The organism is Streptomyces sp. NPDC037013, assembly GCF_055607265.1.
In genome coordinates this window covers 43,840-67,920 of the sequence record NZ_JBVJRV010000010.1, presented here as the reverse complement: position 1 = coordinate 67,920, position 24,081 = coordinate 43,840, and the positions used below count along the sequence as shown (strand labels likewise).

24 protein-coding genes and 2 riboswitches are annotated in these 24,081 nt (G+C 70.0%); of the genes, 6 read left to right on the top strand and 18 right to left on the bottom strand.

Going from position 1 to position 24,081, the window contains the following annotated elements; genetic code table 11:
* Window positions 1-5: 5 nt before the first annotated feature.
* From ACZ7DY_RS33045 to mnmA, 3 genes are all read right to left on the bottom strand, one after another.
* Window positions 6-842 (bottom strand): RloB family protein, encoded by an 837-nt coding sequence (locus ACZ7DY_RS33045; RefSeq protein WP_471142052.1) that lies wholly within the window; start codon window positions 840-842, stop codon window positions 6-8.
* Entirely contained in the window at window positions 839-2,125 is a 1,287-nt protein-coding gene (locus tag ACZ7DY_RS33040; RefSeq protein WP_471142051.1) for an AAA family ATPase, read from the bottom strand. Before ACZ7DY_RS33040 ends, ACZ7DY_RS33045 begins: the two co-directional genes overlap by 4 nt.
* Window positions 2,126-2,236: 111 nt before the next feature.
* Window positions 2,237-3,370 carry a tRNA 2-thiouridine(34) synthase MnmA gene (gene mnmA / locus ACZ7DY_RS33035; protein WP_471142528.1) on the bottom strand — a complete coding sequence of 378 codons (1,134 nt, stop codon included), beginning with the start codon at window positions 3,368-3,370 and terminating at the stop codon, window positions 2,237-2,239.
* Window positions 3,371-3,437: 67 nt separating this feature from the next.
* On the opposite strand from mnmA, the gene ACZ7DY_RS33030 reads away from it, so the two are divergent.
* Window positions 3,438-4,145 (top strand): N-acetylmuramoyl-L-alanine amidase, encoded by a 708-nt coding sequence (locus tag ACZ7DY_RS33030; RefSeq protein ID WP_471142049.1) that lies wholly within the window; start codon window positions 3,438-3,440, stop codon window positions 4,143-4,145.
* Here ACZ7DY_RS33030 and ACZ7DY_RS33025 read toward each other — a convergent pair.
* From ACZ7DY_RS33025 to ACZ7DY_RS33015, 3 genes are read right to left on the bottom strand one after another with little or no spacing between them, the layout of a single operon-like run.
* Window positions 4,138-5,307 carry a cysteine desulfurase family protein gene (locus tag ACZ7DY_RS33025; RefSeq protein WP_471142046.1) on the bottom strand — a complete coding sequence of 390 codons (1,170 nt, stop codon included), beginning with the start codon at window positions 5,305-5,307 and terminating at the stop codon, window positions 4,138-4,140. The two genes, ACZ7DY_RS33030 and ACZ7DY_RS33025, sit on opposite strands and share 8 nt — an antisense overlap.
* A 48-nt stretch (window positions 5,308-5,355) precedes the next feature.
* Entirely contained in the window at window positions 5,356-5,697 is a 342-nt protein-coding gene (locus ACZ7DY_RS33020) for a hypothetical protein (protein WP_471142044.1), read from the bottom strand.
* 59 nt (window positions 5,698-5,756) lie between these two features.
* Complete coding sequence (locus ACZ7DY_RS33015; RefSeq protein ID WP_355816389.1) at window positions 5,757-5,909, bottom strand: hypothetical protein; 153 nt, start codon at window positions 5,907-5,909, stop codon at window positions 5,757-5,759.
* A gap of 109 nt (window positions 5,910-6,018) precedes the next feature.
* On the opposite strand from ACZ7DY_RS33015, the gene ACZ7DY_RS33010 reads away from it, so the two are divergent.
* Together ACZ7DY_RS33010 and ACZ7DY_RS33005 are read left to right on the top strand one after the other, a co-directional pair.
* Window positions 6,019-6,651: a TetR family transcriptional regulator gene (locus tag ACZ7DY_RS33010; protein ID WP_471142042.1), complete on the top strand. Its 633-nt coding sequence runs from the start codon at window positions 6,019-6,021 to the stop codon at window positions 6,649-6,651.
* An 82-nt stretch (window positions 6,652-6,733) separates the two neighbouring features.
* The gene (locus ACZ7DY_RS33005; RefSeq protein ID WP_471142039.1) at window positions 6,734-7,588 is read left to right on the top strand and encodes an alpha/beta fold hydrolase; all 855 of its coding nucleotides are present in this window, start codon (window positions 6,734-6,736) and stop codon (window positions 7,586-7,588) included.
* On the opposite strand, the gene ACZ7DY_RS33000 is transcribed toward ACZ7DY_RS33005, so the two are convergent.
* The 9 genes from ACZ7DY_RS33000 to ACZ7DY_RS32960 all read right to left on the bottom strand — a co-directional run bounded on the left by ACZ7DY_RS33000 (window position 7,542) and on the right by ACZ7DY_RS32960 (window position 18,106).
* Entirely contained in the window at window positions 7,542-8,525 is a 984-nt protein-coding gene (locus ACZ7DY_RS33000) for a helix-turn-helix transcriptional regulator (RefSeq protein WP_471142038.1), read from the bottom strand. The genes ACZ7DY_RS33005 and ACZ7DY_RS33000 overlap by 47 nt on opposite strands.
* Before the next feature lie 37 nt (window positions 8,526-8,562).
* Window positions 8,563-9,426: a thioesterase family protein gene (locus tag ACZ7DY_RS32995; RefSeq protein ID WP_471142035.1), complete on the bottom strand. Its 864-nt coding sequence runs from the start codon at window positions 9,424-9,426 to the stop codon at window positions 8,563-8,565.
* Between the two features lie 45 nt (window positions 9,427-9,471).
* Window positions 9,472-10,146, bottom strand: coding sequence for a trimeric intracellular cation channel family protein (locus ACZ7DY_RS32990; RefSeq protein WP_471142032.1), 675 nt, complete (start codon window positions 10,144-10,146; stop codon window positions 9,472-9,474).
* A gap of 59 nt (window positions 10,147-10,205) precedes the next feature.
* Window positions 10,206-11,603: a M1 family metallopeptidase gene (locus ACZ7DY_RS32985; protein ID WP_471142030.1), complete on the bottom strand. Its 1,398-nt coding sequence runs from the start codon at window positions 11,601-11,603 to the stop codon at window positions 10,206-10,208.
* A gap of 121 nt (window positions 11,604-11,724) precedes the next feature.
* Window positions 11,725-12,963, bottom strand: coding sequence for an ABC transporter ATP-binding protein (locus ACZ7DY_RS32980; protein WP_471142525.1), 1,239 nt, complete (start codon window positions 12,961-12,963; stop codon window positions 11,725-11,727).
* A gap of 23 nt (window positions 12,964-12,986) precedes the next feature.
* Window positions 12,987-14,084, bottom strand: coding sequence for an ABC transporter ATP-binding protein (locus ACZ7DY_RS32975; RefSeq protein WP_471142028.1), 1,098 nt, complete (start codon window positions 14,082-14,084; stop codon window positions 12,987-12,989).
* The gene (locus tag ACZ7DY_RS32970) at window positions 14,081-15,082 is read right to left on the bottom strand and encodes an ABC transporter permease (protein WP_471142027.1); all 1,002 of its coding nucleotides are present in this window, start codon (window positions 15,080-15,082) and stop codon (window positions 14,081-14,083) included. Before ACZ7DY_RS32970 ends, ACZ7DY_RS32975 begins: the two co-directional genes overlap by 4 nt.
* A 133-nt stretch (window positions 15,083-15,215) precedes the next feature.
* Window positions 15,216-17,000 (bottom strand): ABC transporter substrate-binding protein, encoded by a 1,785-nt coding sequence (locus ACZ7DY_RS32965; RefSeq protein WP_471142026.1) that lies wholly within the window; start codon window positions 16,998-17,000, stop codon window positions 15,216-15,218.
* Between the two features lie 101 nt (window positions 17,001-17,101).
* Window positions 17,102-18,106: an ABC transporter permease gene (locus ACZ7DY_RS32960; protein WP_471142025.1), complete on the bottom strand. Its 1,005-nt coding sequence runs from the start codon at window positions 18,104-18,106 to the stop codon at window positions 17,102-17,104.
* 658 nt (window positions 18,107-18,764) lie between these two features.
* On the opposite strand from ACZ7DY_RS32960, the gene ACZ7DY_RS32955 reads away from it, so the two are divergent.
* On the top strand, window positions 18,765-19,334 hold the full coding sequence (locus tag ACZ7DY_RS32955) for a hypothetical protein (protein ID WP_471142023.1): 570 nt from the start codon (window positions 18,765-18,767) through the stop codon (window positions 19,332-19,334).
* Between the two features lie 245 nt (window positions 19,335-19,579).
* Here the strand turns inward: ACZ7DY_RS32955 and ACZ7DY_RS32950 are convergent, their stop codons facing one another.
* The 3 genes from ACZ7DY_RS32950 to ACZ7DY_RS32940 all read right to left on the bottom strand — a co-directional run bounded on the left by ACZ7DY_RS32950 (window position 19,580) and on the right by ACZ7DY_RS32940 (window position 22,114).
* Window positions 19,580-20,410, bottom strand: a complete 831-nt coding sequence (locus tag ACZ7DY_RS32950; protein WP_471142022.1) for an enhanced serine sensitivity protein SseB C-terminal domain-containing protein — start codon at window positions 20,408-20,410, stop codon at window positions 19,580-19,582.
* Window positions 20,411-20,581: 171 nt separating this feature from the next.
* A complete protein-coding gene (locus ACZ7DY_RS32945; protein ID WP_471142019.1) occupies window positions 20,582-21,361 on the bottom strand; it encodes an enhanced serine sensitivity protein SseB in 780 nt (259 codons plus the stop codon).
* Window positions 21,362-21,424: 63 nt separating this feature from the next.
* Complete coding sequence (locus ACZ7DY_RS32940) at window positions 21,425-22,114, bottom strand: AAA family ATPase (RefSeq protein WP_471142522.1); 690 nt, start codon at window positions 22,112-22,114, stop codon at window positions 21,425-21,427.
* A 148-nt stretch (window positions 22,115-22,262) separates the two neighbouring features.
* Window positions 22,263-22,369: riboswitch (glycine riboswitch) on the top strand.
* Window positions 22,370-22,482, top strand: a riboswitch (glycine riboswitch).
* Between the two features lie 35 nt (window positions 22,483-22,517).
* Here ACZ7DY_RS32940 and gcvT point away from each other — a divergent pair.
* Both gcvT and gcvH read left to right on the top strand, forming a co-directional pair.
* Window positions 22,518-23,642: a glycine cleavage system aminomethyltransferase GcvT gene (gene gcvT / locus ACZ7DY_RS32935; RefSeq protein WP_471142018.1), complete on the top strand. Its 1,125-nt coding sequence runs from the start codon at window positions 22,518-22,520 to the stop codon at window positions 23,640-23,642.
* 58 nt (window positions 23,643-23,700) lie between these two features.
* Window positions 23,701-24,078 (top strand): glycine cleavage system protein GcvH, encoded by a 378-nt coding sequence (gcvH, locus tag ACZ7DY_RS32930; RefSeq protein WP_471142016.1) that lies wholly within the window; start codon window positions 23,701-23,703, stop codon window positions 24,076-24,078.
* Window positions 24,079-24,081 lie beyond the last annotated feature (3 nt).

Genomic DNA, 24,081 nt, shown 5'->3' with positions numbered 1-24,081 from the left:
GCTCGTTACGTATCCTCCGTGCCGATGCCGAGGCTGGCAACAAGGCGCCACACGTCCGAGGACGGGTCGCGTCGCAACGGGTCACATCCGGACGCATGCCCGCTGCGGCGGGTCCACTGCTCGTACGTCTCGGTCCCGGGGCCCGGGATCGGCGAAATGTCCAGGTCCCTGGCCGAGCACTCGCCATACGGGCACTGCGCCACCAGCTTGCGGGCGTTACGTACGGCGTTACGCGTTCGCTCTCGCTTCGGGCCGAGGAGGGACTGGCCGCGCTGTGTGCCAAGCCCCTTGCCGCGGTCGCCCGACTGCTGGTCGTAGTCCTCGAAGCCCCTGGCGTCCCGGTGGCCACGCAGCCGGTTGAGGACCGTGTCGTTCCGTCCGTCCTCCTGGCTGCTGAAGTACTGGAAGTGGAGCAGCAGCCACAGCTCGAAGGAGGGGTGGGAGAGGGCGACCTGGACGCCGTGCTCGGCGGCCTTCCTCATGGCTTTTGGGATCTCCTCGTCGCGCGAGTCGAGGGCGTCGCGGTCGAAGAGGGCCCACTTCTCGGCGTCCGGCGCCGTGGCCGTGGCGAGGACCAGGTCGACGACCTGCCCGGGGCGCAGCCCGTTTGAGTGCGGCGGGGCGCAGAAGTGCAGGCGGAAGCCGCTGCCTTCAGCCTTGCCGTACGTGTCGTTGAGCAGCTTGATGTAGTCGCGTTCCGTCTTCGCGCCCTCGGCGGCCACGTAGATGACGCGGCGCGACTGGTCGGCGTACGAGGAGACCGGGCGACGTACGGCCCCGGCGGCGAAACGGTCCGTGCGACGGCGGCCCCGCTCCTGACTGTCTCGTCTTCTGCTGCTCACGCTGTCGCCTTCAGCCCCTCTTCGAGCACCGCGATCTGGCGGGCGATATCCCCGCTGGAGAGTCGTGGCACGCCGCCGTAGTGACCGTGCAGATAGCGGCGTTCCAGGTTCTCGTCCTTGCGCGCCTTGCGGGCGGCGGTGAGCGGGTAGAGCGCGGTCTCCCCGCCCTCGTGCTTGAGCGTGATCCACACCTGGTCACGATCGAGTGGGCGCTCCGCGACCGAGGGCCCGAGCAACGTCGCATCATGAGTCGTGAAGATCAGTTGCGCGGTGCGGTGGTTGCTCTCGCGGTCCTGGAAGAGACGGATCACCTCGGCGGCGAGCAGCGGGTGAAGGCTGGAGTCGAGTTCGTCGGCGAGGAGGATACCTCCTCGGTCCAGGACGTGGAGCAGAGGGCCGAGGAAAGCGAACCACGCGTGCGTGCCCAGCGATTCCTGCTTCCAGAAGTCGAGGGGGCGGGCAGTGCCGTCCGCGGACTTATGTAGAAGCTGAATGTCGCCGGTCTCCGGCTCGACCGTGACATCGGAGATACCGAGGTCGGCGGCGCGCAGAAGCAGCTTGAAACGCTCTCGCAGCGAGTCGTCGGCTCGCGCGCTGTCCATGATCAGATCGCGGGTCCAGCGGGTCCGGGCGCGTACGTCGTCGCCTGAGGTGACCAGCCACAGGTTGTCCAGGAACCAGCGGTGGACAGCGGCAAGCTGTGGGTTGTTCATGGTCGCCGCTACGGTGAGCAAGAGGGAATTGGGGCGAGTGAAGGACACGTACGAGTCCTTCGGGCCTCGCAACCCCGTGCCGGGGAACTTGAATTCCCCGCCCTCGCCCTCCCCCCGGTCCGCCTCACGGTCGAACCAGACTTGGCGCCGTCCTGAAGGATAGGCGTGCAGCCACTCCCCTTCGACCCGCTCGTCGGAGAGCTCGAAGCCATAGGTGTACCGGACCGGATTCTTGTTGCCGAGCAGCAAGTCCACCTCGAAGAGGCTGGTCTCCTCACGGGCCCGCGGGTCGAGATCAAAGGGCTCGCGCGGCACCCCCTCGCTCTTGCCCCACTCGGCGAAGGACTCCCTGACGGCCCTGCGCATGAAACGCATACCCGAAAGGAGATTCGATTTACCCGAGCCGTTGGCCCCGAAGACTCCGACTGTGGGCAGTACCGACACTGGTGTGCCCTCGGATCGGGCGCGAGTGTCCCGCCCCGTGCCCTCGTTGAACTCGGTGGCGACGAGCGACAGCTCCTGTTCCTCGCGGATGGACCGGTGATTGGCTACGCGAAAGCTGAGTAGCACAGCCGACCTCCCAGTGAAGACAGTCTCGCGGGCCACTGCCTCAGGCCTCTTCTTGCGGATTACCCGTAACAAAGAGCCTATGACGAAGGTCGATGATGCGCCAGAGCGACGTCAGCCTTGGCTGACGCCTGCCGTCGCCCGCTCCGTCGTCGCGATCGTCGCCGAGCCGACCACGCGCGTACCGTCGTAGAGCACGATCGCCTGGCCGGGGGCGACACCGCGGACCGGCTCCGTGAAGGAGACCCGCAGCTCCGAGCCGTCGACGAGCTCGGCGGTGACCTCGGTCTCGCCGCCGTGGGCCCGCAGCTGCGCGGTGTACGTCCCCGGGCCCGAAGGTGCCGTCCCGCACCAGCGGGGCTTCACGGCGGTCAGGCCCGTCACGTCAAGGGCGGCGGCGGGGCCGACCGTCACGGTGTTGTTCACCGGGGAGATGTCCAGGACGTAGCGCGGCTTGCCGTCGGGGGCCGGGGTGCCGATGCGCAGGCCCTTGCGCTGGCCGATGGTGTAGCCGTACGCCCCTTCGTGGGTGCCGAGGACCGCCCCTGACTCGTCCACGATGTCGCCCTCCGCCTTGCCGAGGCGGGCGGCGAGGAAGCCCTGGGTGTCGCCGTCGGCGATGAAGCAGATGTCGTGGCTGTCGGGCTTCTTGGCGACGGCGAGGCCGCGCCGCTCGGCCTCCGCGCGGATCTCCTCCTTGGTGGTGACCGTGTCACCCAGGGGGAACATCGCGTGGGCGAGCTGCTTCTCGTCGAGCACCCCGAGGACGTAGCTCTGGTCCTTGGCCATGTCCGAGGCGCGGTGCAGCTCGCGGCTGCCGTCCTCGCGGACGATCACCTTGGCGTAGTGGCCGGTGACGACCGCGTCGAAGCCGAGGGCGAGCGCCTTGTCGAGGAGCGCGGCGAACTTGATCTTCTCGTTGCAGCGCAGGCAGGGGTTGGGGGTGCGGCCGGCCTCGTACTCGGCGACGAAGTCCTCCACCACGTCCTCGCGGAACCGCTCGGCGAGGTCCCACACGTAGAACGGGATGCCGATGACGTCCGCGGCGCGGCGGGCGTCGCGCGAGTCCTCGATGGTGCAGCAGCCCCGCGCGCCCGTGCGGAACGACTGCGGGTTCGCCGAGAGCGCGAGGTGCACTCCCGTCACGTCGTGTCCGGCTTCGGCGGCGCGGGCGGCGGCGACGGCGGAGTCGACGCCGCCGGACATGGCGGCGAGGACGCGGAGGGGGCGCTGCGGGGTCTCGGTCAAAGTCATAGCCCTAACAGAGTACGGGGCGGCGGGAACCGGATGCCCGTGAGTAAGCGTTGACGATCTCATGGGGGCGAAAACCGAGGGTGCGGGTGCGGGCGGGAAGCCGGGGCGGCGGGGGATCGACCGGCGCACCCTGCTGATCGGCGGTGCCGCGGCGGCGGCCGGCACGGCGCTGCTCGCCAGGGGCGGGCTGGGGCGGCTGCCCGGGGTGGTGAAGAAGCGCAAGGAGGGCGAGGTCGACGCCCGCGGCGCGCAGTGGACGGCCGCCTCGGACTACAACTGGCGCCGGGCCGACCGCCCCGACGACTACCCCATAGACCGCGTCGTCATCCACGTCGTCCAGGGCGGGTATCAGACGGCGCTGCGGGTCTTCAAGGACCCGGCGCACGGCGCCGCCGCGCACTACGTGGTGCGCAAGGACGGGCACGTCGCGCAGATGATCCGCGAGCTGGACGTGGCCTTCCACGCGGGCAACAAGAGCTGGAACGAACGCAGCATCGGCATCGAGCACGAGGGCTTCGTCGACAAGAAGTCGTCGTTCACGGACGCGATGTACGCGGCGTCGGCGCGGCTCACCGCCGGGATATGCGAGCGGTACGACATCCCCGTGGACCGCGAGCACATCGTCGGCCATGTGGAGGTGCCGGGCACGGACCACACGGACCCGGGTCCGTACTGGGACTGGGACCGGTACATACGCCTGGTGCGCGCCGCGCGGGACCGGCCGAAGAGGCCGCGCGCGTCCCCGAAGGGCCGGGCGGGCCCTAGCTGAGCCCCGCCGAGCGCGCCCGTTCGACCGCCGGGCCGATCGCCGCCGCCACCGCGTCGACGTCCGCCTTCGTGGACGTGTGGCCGAGCGAGAAGCGCAGCGTGCCGCGGGCGAGGTCGGGGTCGGCGCCGGTGGCGAGCAGGACGTGGCTGGGCTGGGCGATGCCCGCGGTGCACGCGGACCCGGTCGAGCACTCGATGCCCTGCGCGTCCAGGAGCAGCAGGAGGGAGTCGCCCTCGCAGCCGGGAAAGGTGAAGTGCGCGTTGGCCGGAAGCCGCCCCTTCGGGGACGGGTCGCCGCCGAGGATCGCCTCGGGGACCGCCGCGCGGACGGTGGCCACCAGATCGTCGCGGAGCGCGCCGACCTCGGCGGCGAACCGCTCGCGCCGGGCCGCGGCCAGCTCACCGGCGACGGCGAACGCGGCGATGGCGGGCACGTCCAGCGTCCCTGAGCGCACATGCCGCTCCTGGCCGCCCCCGTGCAGTACGGGCACGGGGCTGTACTCGCGTCCGAGCAGCAGCGCGCCGATGCCGTACGGGCCGCCGATCTTGTGGCTGGAGACGGTCATCGCGGCGAGTCCGGACGCGGCGAAGTCGACCGGGACCTGGCCGTAGGCCTGCACCGCGTCGGCGTGCAGCGGTACGTCGAACTCCCGGGCCACGTCGGCCAGTTCACGGACAGGCATGAGGGTGCCGATCTCATTGTTGGCCCACATGACGGTGGCCAGGGCGACGTCGTCGGGGTTGCGCCCGATGGCCTCGCGCAGCCCTTCGGGGTGCACCCTGCCGTACTGGTCGACGGGCAGGTATTCGACGGTGGCGCCCTCGTGTTCGCCGAGCCAGTGCACGGCGTCCAGGACGGCGTGGTGCTCGACGGGGCTGGCGAGTACGCGGGTGCGGGCGGGCTCCGCGTCGCGCCGCGCCCAGTACAGGCCCTTGACGGCGAGGTTGTCCGCCTCGGTGCCGCCCGAGGTGAAGACGGTCTCGCTGGGGCGCGCGCCGAGCGACTCGGCGAGCGTCTCGCGGGCCTCCTCGACGGTGCGTCGCGCCCGCCGCCCCGCCGCGTGCAGCGAGGAGGCGTTGCCGGTGACGGCGATCTGGGCGGTCAACGCCGCAATCGCCTCCGGGAGCATCGGAGTGGTCGCTGCGTGATCGAGGTAGGCCATGGTGCGCACGATTCTACGAGCCGTGCGGGGCCCTACGCCCCGGTGGTATCAGCCTGCGAGACCCCAGGACACGGTGTTGTCCATCGAGACGAGCACGGCGAGCACGAGGAGGTCGGCGACGCCGAGCCCGAGTCCGAGCAGCGCGCGGCCCTTCCGGGCGGTGCCGCGCCACAGGGCGATGCCCGCGAGGACGATCGCGACCGGGCCGAGAAAGATGTTCAGGACGAGCAGGCCGAGCAGTCCGAGGACGAAGGAGGCGACGGCCATGCCGTCGGTGTCCCGCCGCCCGGTGGGGCGCTCCGCGGGCCGCGCCTGCGCGGTGTTCCCGGTCGTGTGCTCGCGGGTGTGCTCGGTCGTGCTCTCGGTGGTGCGTTCTGCGGTGATGGCCATGGTGCGACTCCTGACAGGTGGAGGTGTCGTACGGAGTGGATCAGCGGTGCCCGACGGGGTCAGCGGTGCCGCGCGTGACGCTCTCGGAGTGCGAAGACCAGGAGCCACACGCCGATGACGACAGCGGCGATCAGGCTGACCGGCAGCGGGGCGTGAGCCACGGAACCCATGGCGACACCCAGCAGCAGAAGGGCGGCGACAAGGAAGAGCATGAGAACCCTCTCGTTGGGTGAACGCTTGTGGTTACAGTTGTTCACTGACTTAGAAGTCTACTCCCTCTCCGGCTTTCAAAACTCGGAGAACAGTTGTTAACTGCATGGCATGAGTCACACCCTCGGCATCCGGCAGGCCCAGAAGCAGAAGACCCGGCAGGCGCTCCTCGACGCGGCGCTCCAGCTGCTGGAGGAGCAGAGCCTGAGCAGCCTGGGCCTGCGCGAGGTCACCCGGGCCGTGGGCGTCGCCCCCACCGCCTTCTACCGGCACTTCCGGGACACCGCCGACCTGGGCGTGGCCCTCGTCGAGGACACCCTCGGCAGCCTGCACACCACCCTCACCGCGATGCTGGCGGCGGAGACCGGCGACAGCGAGCAACGCATCACGGGCACGGTCGAGTTGATAGCCGGATACGTCCGCGCCCACCCCGCCCATGTCCGCTTCATCGCCCGCGAGCGGCACGGCGGCGTCCGCGCGGTACGGGACGCGATCGGGTCCCAGCTGGCCCTGTTCGCGCGCGAGGTGGCGGAGCAGTTCGCCCGCGAGACACCGACATCGCGGTGGAGCGAGGACGATCTGCTGATGCTCGCCGGGATGTACGTCGACCACATGGTGATGACGGCGTCGGCGTTCCTGGACGCGGGCCCCGGGACGGCGGCGGAGGCGCGGGTCGCCGATGTCGCGCGCAGGCAGCTGCGCCTGATCGGACTGGGCCGCCGCCACTGGCAGGACGAGGGCTGACGCCCCCGCCACGGGAGGCGGCGGGCGGCCCGGGCGGATGAGGCCCTCGACTCCCCCGTAAGGAGCAACTAGCCTTACGCTCATGACCGACGATGCCCGTGACCCCTGGACCCTCGACCGGACCTTCGCCGCCACCACCGGCACGGTCCGCTGGGCCGCCCTCGGCCCCGCCGACGCCCCACCCGTCGTCCTCGTCCACGGCACCCCCTTCTCGTCGTACGTCTGGCGTGCCGTCGCCCGCGCGCTCTCCCGCGAACACCGCGTCCACGTCTGGGACCTGCCGGGGTACGGCGTCTCGGAGATGCGGACCGGACAGGACGTGACGCTCGCGGCCCAGGCCCGGGTCCTCACCGAACTGCTCGACCACTGGGGCCTGGAGCGGCCCGCCGTCGTCGCCCACGACTTCGGCGGGTGCATCGCGCTGCGGGCGCAGCTGCTGCACGGTGCCGACTTCGAACGCCTCGCCCTGGTCGACCCGGTGGCGCTCGCCCCCTGGGGCTCCCCCACATACCGGCTGCTCGGCGAGAACGCCGAGGTATTCAGCCGGCTGCCCGCGGAGCTGCACCGGGCCCTGGTCCGCGAGTACGTGAGCTCGACCAGCCCGCGCGGGCTGCACCCCGGCGTGCTCGACCGCCTCGTCGAGCCGTGGTGCTCGCCCGAGGGCCAGAGCGCCTTCTACCGGCAGATCGCCCAGAACGACCAGCGGTTCACCGACGAGATCGAGGGGCGGTACGGCGAGTTGAGCCTCCCGGTGCTGATCTGCTGGGGCACGCGGGACCCGTGGATCCCGGTGGCCAGGGGTGAGGAGCTCGCGCGGCTCATTCCCGGCGCCCGGCTGTCCCTGATCGAGGGTGCAGGCCATCTCGTGCAGGAGGACGCGCCGGCCGAACTCAGCGGTGAGCTGGCCCGTTTCCTCGCGGACCGTACAGCTCGCTGACCGCGGCGGCGGCCCTGGCGAGCTCGTCCCGCACCTCGGGCGGCGAGACCACCTCGACGTGGTCGGTGAAGGGCAGCAGCAGCTTCGCCTCGCCGACGGCTCCGTAGCCGAGGCGGACCGTGACCCACTCGCCCTCGCCGTCGCGGTCGGGGGGCTCGGTGACCGCGGAGCCGTTCATGCGCAGGAACTGGTCGAGGCGCTCGCGCCGCACCCGGGCCAGCACGTCGACGCCGCCCGGCCGCTCCTCGACCCGGCGCTTCAACACGTCCCACACATCGGCGAGTTCGACCCCCGCGCGCCGTTCGACCGGGGCGTCGCTGAGGGTCGCCGAGGCGACCCGGTCGGCGCGGAAAAGGTGCGGGGCCCCGCTCCGGTCGGCCACCAGGTACCAGATCCCGGCCTTGGCGACGAGGCCGTACGGATCGACGGTGTACGCCCGCGGGGTCTGCTCGCCGCTGTGCCGGTAGGTCAGCCGCAGCCGGCGGTCGGCGAAGACCGCGTCCCGCAGCACCTCCAGGTCCACGGTGGGGTGCGGGCCGCGCATCCAGCGCGCGTTGTCCACGAGGACGCGGCGGCTCGCCAGCTCCGCGGCGGGCCGGTGCGGTTCGGGCAGCGCCGCCATCACCTTGCGCAGCGCGGAGCCGAGCGCGGCGTCCAGGCCGAGCGCGGCGTGCGCGCCCCGGGCCGCGAGGATGAACAGCGCCCGCGATTCGTCGGCGGTCAGCCCGGTCACGTCGGTGCGGAACCCGGCGAGCAGTTCGATGCCGCCGTGCCGGCCCCGCTCGGCGTAGACCGGGACACCGGAGGCGGACAGGGCCTCGATGTCGCGGTAGATGGTGCGCACGGAGACCTCCAGGCGCTCCGCGAGCTCGTGCGCGCGGACCCGGCCGCGGGTCTGGAGCAGCAGCAGGATCGAGAGCAGCCGGTCGGATTTCACCCGCCCAGGATCTCCCACGCCCGCCGCGGGCCCGCCCCTACCCCAGCCGTACGCGGGCCAGTTGGCGCGACTGGGCGACCAGCCGGTCCGCGCTGTCCCAGACCTCCGCGTCCTCCTCCAGGAAGCCGCCCGCGAGGTTGCGGGTGGTGATCGAGACGCGCAGCGGGCCCGGTGCGGGGCGGTGGCGGACGTGGACCGTCAGCTCCACGGTCGGGACCCAGCCGGTGAGGCCCATCTCGAAGGCGGTCGGCGGCAGCGCGTCGACGGTCAGCAGCAGCGACAGCGGGTCCGCGTCGCGGCCGTCCGCGAGCCCGAACCAGCCCCGCATCTCGCCCCTGCCGGACGGCTGCCCGAGCGCCCAGCCGAGCGTGGCGGGGTCGAGCTTGAGGAAGAGGCGGTCGGCGATGGCGGAGCTGCCGGGCACCGGCCGGTGGTCGGGGGCGTCCTGCGCGCCGAAGCACTGGTCGAGCGGCGGGATGGCGGGGGGTTCGGCCGTGGTGCGGACGTCGTCGGGGAGCGCGTCGAGGTCGCCGTACGAGGCGAGGACGCGGATCCGCTCGACCTCGCGGCCCTCGTCGTCGTACTGGAAGAGCGAGGCCTGCCCGGTGGAGAGGGACCGGCCGCCGCGGACCACGTCCGTGCGGATCACGGCGGGGCCGGGGGCCGACGCGGTGAGGTAGTGCGCGGAGACGGTGAAGGGGTCGGCGTGCGGGAGGGCGTCCGCGAGCGCGCGGCCGATGACGGCGAGGAGGTAGCCGCCGTTGACGGCGCTGATGATCGTCCATCCGGCGGAGAGTTCGGTGTCGTAGACGCCGGGCTCCCGCCGGGTGACCGCCGTGTCGCGGTCGAACTCGCTGTCGCCGATGGAGGCCGTCGATGCCTCCGATGCTGCCGTTGCCATGCCAGCAACGTACAACAGGTAACTACTGAGCGGTAGCTTTTCTTGTCACGGGGTCTCCTGGACCTCAGCTTCCACGGCCGTGGAGCGCCGGTTCCAGGCCCGGGGCGCCCGCCAGTGGTAGTGCAGCGCGAGCAGCCGCAGGACGAACGTCGTCACGACGGCGAAGCCGCTGGTGAGGGCCGACAGCTCGTCGGCGCGGATGGCGAGGGCGACCATCGTCGCGCCCACGATGGCGGGCACGGCGTACAGGTCACGGTCCCAGCGGACCAGCGAGGGCACCTCGTTGGCGACGATGTCGCGCAGCACGCCGCCGCCGACCGCGGTCATCAGGCCGAGCGCGGCCGACGCGGTGAGGCCGAGGCCGTAGTCGTACGCCTTGGTCGTGCCCGAGACGCAGAAGAGGCCGAGCCCCGCCGCGTCGAAGACGTTCACGGCGAGCTGGGTGCGCTCCACCTCCGGGTGGAGGAAGAAGACCAGGGCCGCGGCGAACAGCGGGGTGATGAAGTACCCGAGGTCGGTGAAGGCGGCCGGCGGCACCGCCCCGATGACCAGGTCGCGGAAGAGCCCTCCGCCCAGCGCGGTGACCTCGGCGAGGACGGCGATGCCGAAGACGTCGAAGTTCTTGCGCACGGCGAGCAGCGCGCCGGAGATCGCGAAGACGAAGATCCCCACGATGTCCAGCGCGTGCTGGACGGAGGGGGTGAACAGGTCCAGGAGCACGCGCCATTCTTACCCGACCCCGGCACGCACCCCGCGCCGCCCTCACCCGGACCCGGGACTCACCGCGAGGGAAGAGCCGGCTTTCCCTTCGTGAAGAGCCAGGTGTGGAAGAGCTGGTCGAGCTGCTCGCCGGAGATCCGCTCGGCGAGTTGGATGAAGTCGGCGGTGCTCGCCGTGCCGTACCTGTGCTGCTTCACCCAGGCCTTGAGCAGGGCGAAGAAGTCCTTGTCGCCGATGCGCTCCCTGAGCACCTGGAGCGTCATCGCGCCGCGCTGGTAGACGGCCGAGGCGAACATGGTGTCGCGCTGCGGGTCGCCGACGGTGATCTGCCAGAAGGCGGAGTCGGCGGGCCGGGCGTCGTAGGCGGCCCGGAAGGCGTCGTGCGCGGTCGCCCGGCCCTTGTGCTCGCCCCAGAGCCAGGGCCCGTACGTCGCGAAGCCCTCGTTGAGCCAGATGTCCCGCCAGGTGGCGGGCGAGACGGCGTCGCCGAACCACTGGTGGGCCAGCTCGTGCACGATCGTGTTCTCCGAGCGCACGGCCGAGTAGATCGGCTTGGTCTGCGTCTCCAGGGAGAAGTCGGCCTGCGGCATGTCGTCGACGATCGCGCCGGTCTCCTCGAAGGGGTACGGGCCGAAGACCTTCGACCAGTGGTCGGTGACCTCGGCCGTGATGCCGTACACGTCGACGTCGCCCCTGGGCAGCGTCGGGTCGATGGCGACGTAGATGGGCGTCCCGCCCGGCGTCTCGCCGGTCCGCACGTCGAACTTCCCGATGGTGGCCGTCGCGAGGTACGTGGCCATGGGCTTGGTCGAGCGCCAGTGGGCGACGCGCTGGTCGCCCTTGCCGTACGTGCCCACCAGGCGGCCGTTGGAGACCGAGGTGAGCTCCTTGGGCGCCTTGATGCGGATGTCGAAGGCGGCCTTGTCGGAGGGGTGGTCGCTGGACGGGAACCAGGTCGAGGCGGCGTTGGGCTCGCAGGCGACGAAGACGCCGTCGGCGGTCTTCATCCAGCCGTAGTCGGAGCCGAAGACGATGGGGCCGCTGAGCGGTTCGGGCACGCCGCCGTAGGTGACCCGCACGGTGAACGTCTTGTTCTTGCGCAGGGCCTCGCGCGGCGTGATGCGGATCTCGTCACCGGTGCGGGTGAACCGGGCGGGTCTGCCGTTCACCTCGATCCGGGTGACCGTCAGCTTCTGCAGGTCGAGGTCGAAGGAGGAGAGGTTCTCCGTGGCACGCGCGGTGATCGTGGTGCGGCCGTCGAGGCGGTCGGTCGCCGGGTCGTAGGCGACGTCGAGTCCGTAATGGCGTACGTCGAAGCCACCGTTGCCCAGCTGGGGGAAGTACGGGTCGCCGACGCCCTCGGAGCCGGGGTGGGGCGCGGGGGCCGCGGCGATGAGACAGAACGAGAGCGCCGCGGTCGCGAGCGCTCCCAGACGTGCCGAACGGGAGAGTGCCATGAGTCTTCCCTTCGAACGCGTTCCGATGGGGTGTCCGTGGAGACGGACACGCAGACTCTGCACTCTCCCGTTAGGGCATGTACATGACCCGGGGCGCGTACTTCGCCCGGGTCAACTTGGCTTACGCCTCAGTCGACTTCTGACCCTTGTCCTTCGCCACGCCGCTCTCCGAGACGTCGCTCTTGGCCGCGTCAGTCTTCGCCGCGTCAGTCTTCGCCGCGTCAGTCTTCGACACGTCACTCGTCGAAGAGCCGGCCGCGGCGGCCTCGTCCGCCTTGGTCGTCAGTGTGACGACCTCGATCGCCTCCTTGGCCGCCGACAGGAGCCTGGTGTCCTCGGGCGCCTGGTCCTCCGCGTTCTCGGGGTGGTGGCAGGCCACCTGGTGCCCGGTGGCGAGCGCGGTCAGCGGCGGCTCCTTCGTCTTGCAGATCTCCGTCGCCTTCCAGCACCGCGTGTGGAAGCGGCAGCCGGTGGGCGGGTCGATCGGCGAGGGGACGTCGCCGCGGAGCAGGATCCGCTCGCTCTTGGTACCGCGCCGCCTGGGGTCGGGCACCGGCACCGCGGAGAGCAGCGCCTTGGTGTACGGGTGCATCGGCGTGGCGTAGAGGTCCTTGCGGTCCGCCAGCTCCACGATCTTGCCGAGGTACATCACCGCGATGCGGTCCGAGACGTGCCGGATGACCGACAGGTCGTGCGCGATGATCACGTACGTGAGACCGAGCTCGTCCTGGAGGTCGTCCAGGAGGTTGACCACCTGGGCCTGGATGGAGACGTCCAGGGCGGAGACGGGCTCGTCCGCCACCACGAGCTTCGGGCGCAGGGCGAGCGCCCGGGCGATGCCGATGCGCTGGCGCTGGCCGCCGGAGAACTCGTGCGGATAGCGGTTGTAGTGCTCGGGGTTGAGCCCGACGCGCTCCAGCATCTCCTGCACGGTCTTCTTCACGCCGCCCTCGGGCTTGACGCCCTGGAGCTTGAACGGCGCGCCGACGATCGTGCCGATGGTGTGCCGGGGGTTCAGCGACGAGTACGGGTCCTGGAAGATCATCTGGACGTCGCGGCGCAGCGGGCGCATCTTGCCGGTGTTCAGATGCGTGATGTCCGTGCCCTCGAACTCGACGCGGCCGCCCGAGGGTTCGAGCAGCCGGGTGATGAGCCGGCCCATCGTCGACTTGCCGCAGCCGGACTCGCCGACCACGCCGAGCGTCTCACCGGGACGTACGTCGAAGGAGAGCCCGTCCACCGCCTGGACGGCCGCCACCTGGCGCTGGAGCAGCCCCTTCTTGATGGGGAAGTGCTTCACCAGGCCGTCGACCTTGAGCAGCGGCTCGGGCGAGCTCTTCGGCTGCGCCGGGATCGTCATCTCCTGGCCCTTCACGTCGTCGTTCACAGCTTCGGCGCAATCTCTTCGGTCCAGATGCGGGTGCGCTCGTCCTGCGACATGTGGCAGGCCGAGTAGTGCCCCTCGGCCACGAGCCGCAGCTCCGGGCGCTCACGCCGGGTGATCTGGTCCTTGGGGATGTCCGCGTAGGGGCAGCGCGGGTTGAAGGCGCAGCCGCTCGGCAGGTTGATCAGGCTGGGCGGGGAGCCCTTGACGGGGATGAGCCGCTCGGTCTCCTCGCGGTCGATGCGGGGCATCGACCCCAACAGGCCCCAGGTGTACGGGTGCTGGGGCTCGTAGAAGACCTTCTCGGCGGTGCCGCGCTCGACGCACCGGCCGCCGTACATGACCAGGAGCTCGTCCGCCATCTCGGCGACCACGCCCAGGTCGTGCGTGATCATGATGACGGCGGAGCCGAACTCCTTCTGCAGGTCCCGGATGAGGTCGAGGATCTGCGCCTGGACGGTGACGTCCAGGGCGGTGGTCGGCTCGTCCGCGATGAGCAGTTCCGGGTTGTTCACCAGCGCCATGGCGATCATCGCGCGCTGGCGCATGCCGCCGGAGAACTCGTGCGGGTAGGCGTCCACGCGCTTGTCGGGCTGCGGGATGCCGACCCGGTCGAGCATCTCGATCGCACGCCTGCGGGCGGTCTTCTTGTCGACGTCGTTGTGGACCCGGTACGCCTCGGTGATCTGCTTGCCGATGGAGTAGTACGGGTGCAGCGCGGAGAGCGGATCCTGGAAGATCATCGCCATCTCGCGGCCGCGCAGCTTGCGCACCTCGTCCGGCGGTGCGCTCAGCAGCTCCTTGCCGTCGAGCCAGATCTCACCGGAGATCTGCGCCCGGCGGGCGCCGTACTGGCCCGCGGTGTGCAGGCCGAGGATGCCGAGCGAGGTGACCGACTTGCCGGAGCCGGACTCGCCCACGATGCCGAGGGTCTTGCCCTTCTCCAGCTGGAAGCTGAGCCCGTCGACGGACTTGACCACGCCGTCGTCGGTCGGGAAGTGCACCTTGAGGTCGCGCACCTCGAGGAAGGCGGAGGGAGCGGGCGAGTCGGCGACGGGTTCGCCCACCGCGGCTCCGCTCTTGGACAGTTCGGTCATCCCAGCCTCACTCGCGGGTCGATGACGGCGTACAGAAGGTCGACGACGAGGTTGGCCACGGCGATCGCGAGCGCCGCGCACAGGGTCACGCCGAGAATGACGGGCAGGTCCTTGCTGCTGATGGCCCTGACCGCTTCGAGGCCGAGCCCCGGCAGGTTGAACGTGGACTCGGTGAGCACGGCGCCGCCCATGAGGACGCCGAGGTCGAGTCCGAAGACGGTGAGGATCGGCGTCATCGCGGAGCGCAGCGCGTGCTTGCGGATGACGGTGGCCTCGCCGAGCCCCTTGGCGCGCGCGGTGCGGATGTAGTCCTCGCCGAGCACTTCGAGCATGGTGGCGCGGGTGAGACGGGCGTACATCGCGGCGTTGAGGAAGGCGAGGACGATCCACGGCAGGATCAGCGTCTGGAGCCAGACACCGGCCGAGTCGTCGGTGCTGAGGCTGTCCGCGATCTTCACCCAGCCGAGGTTGTGGACGAAGATGCCCATCGCGATCATGCCGGTGAAGAAGACGGGGAGCGAGACGCCGCCGAGGGCGACGGTCATCGCGGAGCGGTCCCAGACGGTGCCCCGCTTGAGCGCGGAGACGACACCGGTGGCGACACCGGCGGCGAGCCACAGGACGCAGGCGCCGGCGGCGAGCGCGCCGGTGACGGGCAGGGCGTCCTTGAGGGTCTCCCAGACGGGTGCCTCAGTGCGGAAGGAGTAGCCGAAGCAGGGCGCCGGGCAGTGCGTGACGTCACTGCCGTTGACGTAGTCGCGCCCCATCGGGATGCCCTTGATGAACTCCCAGAACTGGACGAGCAGCGGGTCGTCGAGTCCCAGTTTGGTCCGGATGCCTTCGATCTGCTCGGCTCCGGTGGCCTTGCCGGCGAAGAGGACTGCGATGTCCTGTCCCGCCCACTTGGGCAGCATGAAGAAGACGGTGAAGGTCGCGAGCAGTACGACCAGCACCATGATGATTACGGCGATCAGGCGCCGGATGAGATAAGCAAGCACTGTGCGCGGCCCGGCGGTGGCCGGAGCCCCCTCGTGAGGGGCTCCGGCCGTCGCCCGGGGCCATCACCTGCCCTTCGGACTGGCGGGATTCGGCGGCGGTGGGGCGGTCAACTGCGTGTGACCGGACGGGGAGTTACTTGACGACGCCCAGCGAGGCGTAGTCGTAACGGCCGTTGTAGCCGTCCGACATGTAGGCGTTGGTCAGCCGCGACCCGCGCCAGGTGATGTTCTTCTCGTAGAGGAAGGGCATCCAGTCGGCGTTGTCGAGGATCCGCTTGTCGAGTTCCTTGTAGATCTCGCCGGCCTTGGCCGGGTCGGTCTCGGCGATCGCCTTGTCGAAGAGCGCGTCGACCTTCTTGTCCTTGATCTGGGACTCGTTGTAGTTACCGGTCGGGTTCAGGAAGCGGCTGTCGAACAGCGGCTGCGCGTAGCCCTGGCCGGACGGGAAGTCCGGGCCCCAGCCGCTCATCGTCATGCCGTAGCCGCGCTTCTTCACGACGGACGGCGAGCCGGTGATGCTGGAGGTGTCGGCGCCGTCGAGGGAGTCGACCTGGACGTTGATGTTGACCTTCTTGAGGGCCTCCTGCAGCGCCTCCGCCGCGTCGACCTCACCCGGGTTGTTGCTGCGGGCGGTCAGCTTGGTGGTGAAGCCGTTCGGCTTGCCGCACTGCTTGAGCTCGTCCTTGGCCTTGGCGCGGGAGGCGGCGTCCGCCTTCTCCTTGGCCTTGCCCTTGAGGGAGCTGCGCTTCAGGACGCCGTACGGGTCGTAGTCGCTGTGGCCCGGGATCGCCTTCGGGAAGGTGCTGTTGGCGACGTCACCGGCCGCGATCTTGCCGCCGCGGGTCTGCTGGATGCTCGCGAAGTCGGTCGCGTAGAACACGGCCTTGCGGCAGTGCACGTTGTCGAACGGCTTGGCGTTGTGGATCAGCGCGACGTAGCGCACGAAGGACGTGTGCATGTTGTCGACGTTGCCGCGGTGGTCGGTGACGGCGCTGACACGGCCGGACTGGGTCATGCCCGTGCCGTTGAGGTCGACGTCGAAGTCACCCTCCATCAGCTTCTTGTCGTTCTCCTCCTGGTTGGCGGAGATCGTCACGTCGATCTTGTTGGGCAGCGCGGCGCGGATCGGGTCCGAGGACTTCTTCCACTTGTCGTTGCGGACCAGCACGATCTTCTTGTTGGACTTGTACTCCTGGAACTTGTACGGCCCCGAGGAGAACGGTCGCTGCGTGTACTTGGCCTTCGTGTCCTTGGACTCCTTCACCGGCGAACCGGTGGGCATGGCCAGGAACTGCTCGAAGTCACCGTTGCGCTTGGGCAGCTTGAAGATGATCGTCTGGTCGTCGGGGGTCTCGATCGCGTCGAGGCCGCCCTTGTCCTTGTAGGGACCCTTGTACTTCGTCTTCGGGTCCAGCGTCTGGCGGATGTACCCCGGACCACCGGTGATGGTGTCCGTCGCCCAGATGCGCTCGATGCCGTACTTGACGTCCTTGGAGGTCAGCTTGGAGCCGTCCTCCCAGGTGAGACCGGGACGCAGCTTGTACGTGTAGGTCTTGCCGTCGTCGGAGATCTTCGCCGTGGAGGTGGCGAGGTCCGGGACCAGCTTCGTGCCCGCCTTGCCCGGCTTGGTGTCGTACGTCACCAGCTGCCGGGTGTAGAAGCGCATGAAGTCCCACGTCATGCCGTAGTAGGCGCGCTGGGGGTCGGCGGAGTCGAGGTCCTGCTTGCCGACCATCTTCAGCGTGCCCCCCTTCTTCTTGGAAGGGTTGGCGATCTTGTTCAGTGCCGCGTTGTAACCGGCACCCTTCGAGTCGCTGTCGCCACCGTCACCGCCGCCGCACGCCGTGGTGGTCACCAGCGCCGCGACGACGAGGGCCGCACCGCTGGTGAGCCGTCGTTTCGTGGAACCTGTGGGCATTTTCTCGTAACCTCCGAGATCGCGGTCCCTGGCCTAGTGCTGCCGGAGAACCATGGTTAAAGCCACCTGACATGCGGCAGGGGCAAGCCAATTGGGACCTTCTAGCGCGTCCCCTTCGGGTCGAGCGCGTCACGCAGCCCGTCGCCGAAGAGGTTGAAGGCCAGCACGGTGATGAAGATCGTGACGCCCGGGAAGACCATGAACATCGGGTCGTGCTCGTACGTCTTGAGCGCGTCGCGCAGCATGCCGCCCCACGAGGCCGTCGGCGGCTTGACGCCGGCGCCGAGGAAGCTGAGGGCCGCCTCCGTGAGGATGTTGGTCGGGATCATCAGCGTCGCGTAGACGGTGATCGGGGCGACCAGGTTGGGCAGCAGCTCGCGGAACAGGATGTGGCGCTTGCCGCCGCCGAGGCTGCGGGCCGCTTCCACGTACTCGCGCTCACGGAGCGAGAGTGTCTGGCCTCTGACGATCCGTCCGACGTACGGCCAGCCGAAGAAGCCGATGACCATGACGAGGATCGCGACGCGCACGCTGGTGCCCTCGAGACCCAGCAGGTCGTCGGGGAGCACGGAGACGAGCGAGATGATGAAGAGCAGCTGCGGGAAGGAGAGCAGTACGTCCATCACGCGGCTGATCAGCGCGTCGATCCAGCCGCCGAAGTACCCGGCGATGATCCCGAAGAGGGTGCCGAGCGCCACGGCGACGATCGCCGCGAGGAACGCCACCAGGAGCGAGATCCGCGCACCGTAGACGATGCGGCTGAAGACGTCGCGGCCCTTGTTCGGCTCGAGTCCGAAGAGGAAGTCGCCGCTGACACCGCCCAGCGAGCCCGTGGGCAGGCCGGTCAGCTCGTCGAGCTTGTCCTGGTGGAAGTCGTTGGGCGGGTGACCGAGCAGGCTCACGATCAGGGGCGCGAAGACCGCGACCAGGACCAGGAGCACCACCGTGATGCCGCCGGCCAGGGCGACCTTGTCCCGCTTCAGCCGGTTCCAGGCGATCTGCTTGAGGGACCGGCCCTCGACCTTCTTCACCCCTGCATCAACTGCGGGAGCGACGTCCTCTGTCGGGTCCGCGTCCGCAGGTGTGTCATGCAATGGTGCCGTCATCGTGGCAGGGACCCCTCTCAACCGGTGGTGACCGGCCCGCACTTGCCGCTGTAGCGACGTGATCAGTCCGTCGTACACAGGGGCGAAGGCCCCTTGGAGCGGGAGTCTTCATCCACGTCGCGATCTGTTACCAGACTTGACGGGGAATGGATGCGTAACCGTGATGTGGCCTGCCCCCTTCCGGTATCCGGACATCGTGAGCGATCAGTCGGACTGTCGCATCTCGACCAAATCCCCTCCACCGCAGCTCGGTTCACCATGCCTGACCTCCAAGGATCGGCACTTTTGGGCCCGCCGAGGCACGCGCGCCGACGGGCCGGAGCCCTCGCTTCGAGGGCGTCCGGCGAGGCGCAACCGCCACAAACCCAACTCGCCTTTCCAGAGGCCGCATTGATGGCCACTCCCCCCATACGCACCTCCAATGTGACGCACGTCACGCCACTCTGCGTGGTGACCGTTTCGCCCCGTGTCACCCATTTACGTTCTCCGCAAAATTCCCATATCGGACGCTTGAAATTGCGGACTAATTTCATCCGCAATCATGTTTGAGGTTCCCCTGAGGAACGCTTAAGGCACTTTCTCTAAACCCCTTGATGCCGCAGTTTCCCATCGCTAACTTCATCCCCGTCAACGAAACGTCTGACCAACACGGGGAAAAATGAGAGCCGCAATCAAGCACACCCTGTACTCGACCACTACAGCGGCAGCGCTGGTACTCGGTAGCTTCGCCCTTACTCCGGGTACGGCGACGGCGTCGGAGAACAGCGCCCAGCAGTGCGACGTCTTCCACTTCTACACGGTCAAGCCCTACGGGAAGTCCATCTTCAAGAGCCGGGGCCCCGCGATCGGAAAGTACAACAGCAGCTCCGGCTCCTCGTGGCTCACCATCTCGGTGAAGACCAACAAGAGCCGCTCGTCAACGTGGATCGGTGAGGCCGGTGGCAGCGTCTCCTGGGGCATCGGGAAGATCGAGGCGAAGACCAGCTACTCGGTGACGAAAAAGGTGTCGGCCGGCGCGACCGTGACCAACCGCATGAAGGTGGACGCGAAGAAGCGCGGTTTCACACAGCCGGGCGTCCTGTACCGAAAGTTCCTGATCACGAAGTACCGGCAGAACGGAAACTGCAGCACCACAAACCTCGACTCCTGGACCATGAAGGGCATCGTGGCAAAGCTTCATTTCGCCGAATGCCAGACAAAGCGAGCCAGCTGCAAGCCCAAGCCGTAGCCTTCTCCAAATAATTCACTTCGGGGGACGTGAATTACCGCTGTGTCCGCCCTTCGGGGCGGGCACAGCATTTTTCGTGCCGGGTCGCGGCGTGCCATTCGAGTTCTCTGTCGTCGCAGGCGCGAACGCCACTCCGCGGCCACATGAATTTAATCCGTCTTCCCGTAAATTCGTGCCGAGGTCCGTGAAAGGCCTGATGGACCCCGGTCATCGCACAGCCGGCGGACCAGCCGTGCGCCGCCGCGTCAGTACGATCGCGGCGCGACCCCGGGCGGCGGGTACCCGTAACCCGCGGAGGCTGCCGGGGCCGGCTGGGATTCGCGGTCGTAGAACGGGCGGGTGTTGGCCCGTAGCCACATCGCTACCGGGTCGTAATCGTCGGACATCGCCACCGTCGAGACGGGCAGGCCCTCGGGGACGGCGGGGATGGACTGCTGCATCATCGTGCGGACCGCGTCGACGGACGGCGGCGACGTGTCGTACACGTCGAGGCCGATGGCCAGATAGGGCGCCCCGAGCGCGGGCTGCACCCAGGCGCGGCGCAGCGAGCGGACCGCCGGGGTGCGGTGCGCGTTCTGCGTCAGGAGGGCGTAGAACTGGGGGATCTCGATGCTCGGCTCGGTGAGCCTGAGCGGGCCGGCGGGCAGCAGGTCCAGGCCGGTGGCGATGCGGCGCAGATCGAGCCAGGGGATGCCGACGCCGCCGCCCGGCGCGTGCGGGTTGAGCCAGAGGCCGTAGTGGTCGGGGTAGAGGGTGCGGGCGACGTCGATGCCGCGCACCACCTCGTGGCTGCGGTTCCAGCCACTTGCGGAGAGCTCCTGGGCGGAGGTGACGCAGGGGGCGTAGCCGAGGGCGTCGACCTCCATGTTCCCGTACTGGGCGTCGGGCGATCCGGCCCGGCCGTGCCAGAGCAGCATCCACACCTGGTCGGCGGCGAGCGCGTGCAGGAGTGCCTCGTACGCGTCGTAGCGTCCGGGGGTCACCTGGCGCAGCAGCTGCTCGACCTGTCCCCGGGCGCCCGAACCAGCTCGTGCAGGGGAGACCCCATCGCCCGCGGCCGTGCCCGACGCACTCACCCGTAACCGCCCCTTCGCTTCGCACCCGACCATCCGGGAACCCCGGCGCCCGGCACGGACGTGCCCCGGCCGGGTCATGGAACCAGCTTAAGCGGCGATCCTGACACGGACTTGACGTACGACACCTCAGGTCCCGCCGTACGGGATCCGTGTCCGGCGGACCGCCGCGGCTCAGGCCGGGCGGTGGTAGAAGGGCCGCACCCGGCCCCGCAGCCAGTCGCCCACCGGGTCCTGCGCCACGTCGAGCAGGACGAGGTTCACCGGCCACGGGACCGGGACCTGGCCGAGGGCGCGGCCGAGGGCCTCCATGGGCAGGTCGCGGGCGTTGCCCTCCCAGGTGGACAGCTCGACGCCGACGAAGAGCGTCGGCTCGTCGGTCTCGACGGTCGCCAGGCAGCGGCGCGCGGTGAGGACGACGCCGGTCGCCTCGAACTCCCGGCCGGCGGCGGCCAGGAAGTCCACCGGGTCGTGCTGCCAGTCCGGCTCGTACAGGCGTACGCGCCCGCCGGTGGCGGGGCCGTCCAGCTCGGTGCGGCCGGCCCGGGCCAGCTCGGCGACGGCGGCCGGCGGCAGCGGCACGCCGACGGTGCCGTCCGGGTTGAGGGCGATGCCCAGCTGCGGCGGCAGCCCGCGCGCGAACTCCACGGCGGGGGCGACGGTGCACCCCATCCGGTCCGCCGCGCCGCCGAGCGCCTGGCGGTACTGCTGCTCGGAGCTGAAGACGGGGACGTACGCCTGGCCCTCGATCTCCAGGGTCGGCAGGTCGAGGGTGCCGCTCTCGGGGCCGCCGCCGTTCGGCAGCGGGACCCATATCGGGCTGCGGCCGAGGACCTCGACGATCCGGGCGCCCGCTGCGGCGGGGCCGCCGAGGGAGGCGGCGAGGACCTCCTCCAGTTCGTTGCCCGGCCACCCGCCGTACGGATGGGCGTGTGCCTGCGCCGGAAAGTCCATCTGTCCGTCCAACCCCTGCTCGCGACCGCTCTGCCTGCGGCTCGAACCCTAGCGCCGGGCGGCTCAGCGGTCGAAGGCGATCCCCCGCAGCACCCGCGCCGCCGCCCGGTCGAGCAGCACCGCGGAGCCGCAGCCGCGCGGCAGGTCGCCGCGCTCGGTGGCGGCGACGAGGCGGCCGACGGTCCTGCGGTGGCGCCCGAAGGCGTACCGGGAGACGCCGCGGCCGCGCTCCTGCTGGCCCCGCAGCGCCGTGTCCACGGGGACGTCGAGGAGCAGCAGGTGCAGGGCGGTGCCGCGGCGGGCGGCCTCGCGGGCGAGCCAGCGGCGCACCCAGGTCTGGGTGCCGCAGTCGTGCACGACGACGCTGGCCCCGGAGCGCAGGGTGCGGCGCAGCGCGGCGTAGTGCGCGACGCGGACCAGGGGGCGGTAGACCGCGTACGGCAGCAGGGCCGGCATGCGGCGGGCCCACCGGTCGCGGGTGTCCTGGGAGTCGATGCGGGGGCCGGTGACGGCCTGCCGCATCAGCGTGGACTTCCCGCCGCCGGGCAGCCCGGAGACGACGACGAGGTCGCCCTCGCCGAAGGTGAGGCGGTGCGGGCTGTGGCCGGCCCGCTGCCGCAGGTCGCGGACGACGGCCACGGGAAGCGGGCCACAGCTCTCCGCGGCCGGGGCGGCGGGCTGCCCGGGCAGCGCCACTCCCGTCGTCGTGGCGTAGGCACTGGTCCTGGTGCGCACCGTGATCGGCCTCCCCATAGCGGTCACGAACTGCTTCCCCGGCAAGTGTAAAGAGAAGGTAATGCGGCACAAGTGGATTCGGGGCCTCGGGATCCGTGGCCGGTCGCGGGTCCCCCAGGACAGGGTCGCGTGCAATGATGTGCCCGCCAACTCCATACCGGCCGTTTGAATCCGCGCGGGAGAGTCCCCGGTACCAGCCACGCTGTGTCCTCGGGGCGCCGAAGGAGCAAGTCCCTCCCTTGAATCTCTCAGGCCCCGTACCGCGCGGGCGAGGCACATCTGAAAAGCGGGCCGCCCCGGCGGTCCCACCCAAGGTGCAAGCCGGGCGTCTCGGATACCGAGATGCTCCCGGCGAACCTCTCAGGTTCGATGACAGATGGGGAGGATCGACCTCGCCCGTCATGCCCTGGGAGTTTTCTTCATGAGCACTGCCCCCCGTCTGACCGCCCTCGACGCCGTCCATCGGTCGCTCGGCGCGACCATGACCGATTTCGCCGGCTGGGACATGCCGCTGCGGTACGGCAGCGAGCGCGACGAGCACAACGCCGTGCGCACCAAGGCCGGCCTCTTCGACCTGTCGCACATGGGCGAGATCACGGTCACCGGAGCCGGGGCCGCCGACTTCCTCAACTTCGCGCTGGTCGGCAACATCGGCTCGGTCGGCGTCGGCCGCGCCCGCTACACGATGATCGTCGCCGAGGACGGCGGCATCCTGGACGACCTGATCGTCTACCGCCTCGGCGAGACCGAGTACATGGTGGTCGCCAACGCCTCCAACGCGCAGGTCGTGCTCGACGCGCTGACCGCCCGCGCCGACGGCTTCGACGCCGAGGTCCGCGACGACCGCGACGCGTACGCGCTGCTCGCCGTCCAGGGCCCCGAGTCCCCCGGCATCCTCAAGCGGCTCACGGACGCGGACCTGGACGGGCTGAAGTACTACGCGGGCCTGCCGGGCACCGTCGCGGGCGTGCCCGCGCTGATCGCCCGCACCGGCTACACCGGCGAGGACGGCTTCGAGCTCTTCGTCTCCCCCGGTGACGCGGAGAAGCTGTGGGGCGCGCTGATGGAGGCGGGCACGTCGGCCAGCATGGTCCCGGCCGGGCTCTCCTGCCGCGACACGCTGCGCCTGGAGGCGGGCATGCCGCTGTACGGGCACGAGCTGACCGACCGGCTCACCCCGTTCGACGCCGGGCTCGGCCGGGTCGTCAAGTTCGAGAAGACCTCGCAGTCGGAGACCTTCCTGGGGCGCGCGGCGCTCGCCGCCGCCGCCGAGCGGGCCGAGACCGCGCCGCCGCGCAAGCTCGTCGGCCTGATCGCCGAGGGCCGCCGCGTCCCGCGCGCCGGCTTCCCGGTGGTCGCGGACGGCAAGGTCATCGGCGAGGTCACCTCCGGCGCCCCGTCGCCGACGCTCGGCAAGCCGATCGCGATGGCGTACGTCGACGCGGAGCACGCGGCCCCCGGCACGCCGGGCGTCGGCGTGGACATCCGCGGCACCCACGAGCCGTACGAGGTCGTGGCCCTGCCGTTCTACAAGCGCCAGAAGTGACCCCACGCACATCTTCCCCGTTCCGCAGCACCCACCCGCGTACAGGAGAATTCAGGTCATGAGCAACCCCCAGCAGCTGCGTTACAGCAAGGAGCACGAGTGGCTGTCGGCCACCGAGGACGGTGTGGCGACGGTCGGCATCACGGAGCACGCGGCCAACGCGCTCGGTGACGTCGTCTTCGCCCAGCTTCCCGCGGTCGGTGACACGGTGACCGCGGGCGAGTCCTGCGGCGAGCTGGAGTCGACCAAGTCGGTCAGCGACCTCTACGCCCCGGTGACCGGTGAGGTCGTCGCCGCCAACCAGGACGTCGTCGACGACCCGTCGCTGGTCAACTCCGCTCCCTTCGAGGGCGGTTGGCTGTTCAAGGTCCGCATCTCGGGCGAGCCGGACGACCTGATGTCCGCCGACGAGTACACCGCTTTCACCGCCGGCTGACCC

Coding starts and splice junctions, on each gene's coding strand:
- ACZ7DY_RS33020 (WP_471142044.1), bottom strand. CDS start 5,697: ATGGCCATCACCGCAGAACGCACCACCGAGAGCACGACCGAGCACACC.
- ACZ7DY_RS32940 (WP_471142522.1), bottom strand. CDS start 22,114: ATGGGGAGGCCGATCACGGTGCGCACCAGGACCAGTGCCTACGCCACG.
- ACZ7DY_RS32985 (WP_471142030.1), bottom strand. CDS start 11,603: ATGGCACTCTCCCGTTCGGCACGTCTGGGAGCGCTCGCGACCGCGGCG.
- ACZ7DY_RS32945 (WP_471142019.1), bottom strand. CDS start 21,361: ATGGACTTTCCGGCGCAGGCACACGCCCATCCGTACGGCGGGTGGCCG.
- ACZ7DY_RS33015 (WP_355816389.1), bottom strand. CDS start 5,909: ATGCTCTTCCTTGTCGCCGCCCTTCTGCTGCTGGGTGTCGCCATGGGT.
- ACZ7DY_RS33030 (WP_471142049.1), top strand. CDS start 3,438: ATGGGGGCGAAAACCGAGGGTGCGGGTGCGGGCGGGAAGCCGGGGCGG.
- ACZ7DY_RS32975 (WP_471142028.1), bottom strand. CDS start 14,084: ATGACCGAACTGTCCAAGAGCGGAGCCGCGGTGGGCGAACCCGTCGCC.
- ACZ7DY_RS32960 (WP_471142025.1), bottom strand. CDS start 18,106: ATGACGGCACCATTGCATGACACACCTGCGGACGCGGACCCGACAGAG.
- ACZ7DY_RS33010 (WP_471142042.1), top strand. CDS start 6,019: ATGAGTCACACCCTCGGCATCCGGCAGGCCCAGAAGCAGAAGACCCGG.
- ACZ7DY_RS32965 (WP_471142026.1), bottom strand. CDS start 17,000: ATGCCCACAGGTTCCACGAAACGACGGCTCACCAGCGGTGCGGCCCTC.
- ACZ7DY_RS33005 (WP_471142039.1), top strand. CDS start 6,734: ATGACCGACGATGCCCGTGACCCCTGGACCCTCGACCGGACCTTCGCC.
- gcvT (WP_471142018.1), top strand. CDS start 22,518: ATGAGCACTGCCCCCCGTCTGACCGCCCTCGACGCCGTCCATCGGTCG.
- ACZ7DY_RS32955 (WP_471142023.1), top strand. CDS start 18,765: ATGAGAGCCGCAATCAAGCACACCCTGTACTCGACCACTACAGCGGCA.
- ACZ7DY_RS32995 (WP_471142035.1), bottom strand. CDS start 9,426: ATGGCAACGGCAGCATCGGAGGCATCGACGGCCTCCATCGGCGACAGC.
- gcvH (WP_471142016.1), top strand. CDS start 23,701: ATGAGCAACCCCCAGCAGCTGCGTTACAGCAAGGAGCACGAGTGGCTG.
- ACZ7DY_RS33025 (WP_471142046.1), bottom strand. CDS start 5,307: ATGGCCTACCTCGATCACGCAGCGACCACTCCGATGCTCCCGGAGGCG.
- ACZ7DY_RS32980 (WP_471142525.1), bottom strand. CDS start 12,963: ATGACGATCCCGGCGCAGCCGAAGAGCTCGCCCGAGCCGCTGCTCAAG.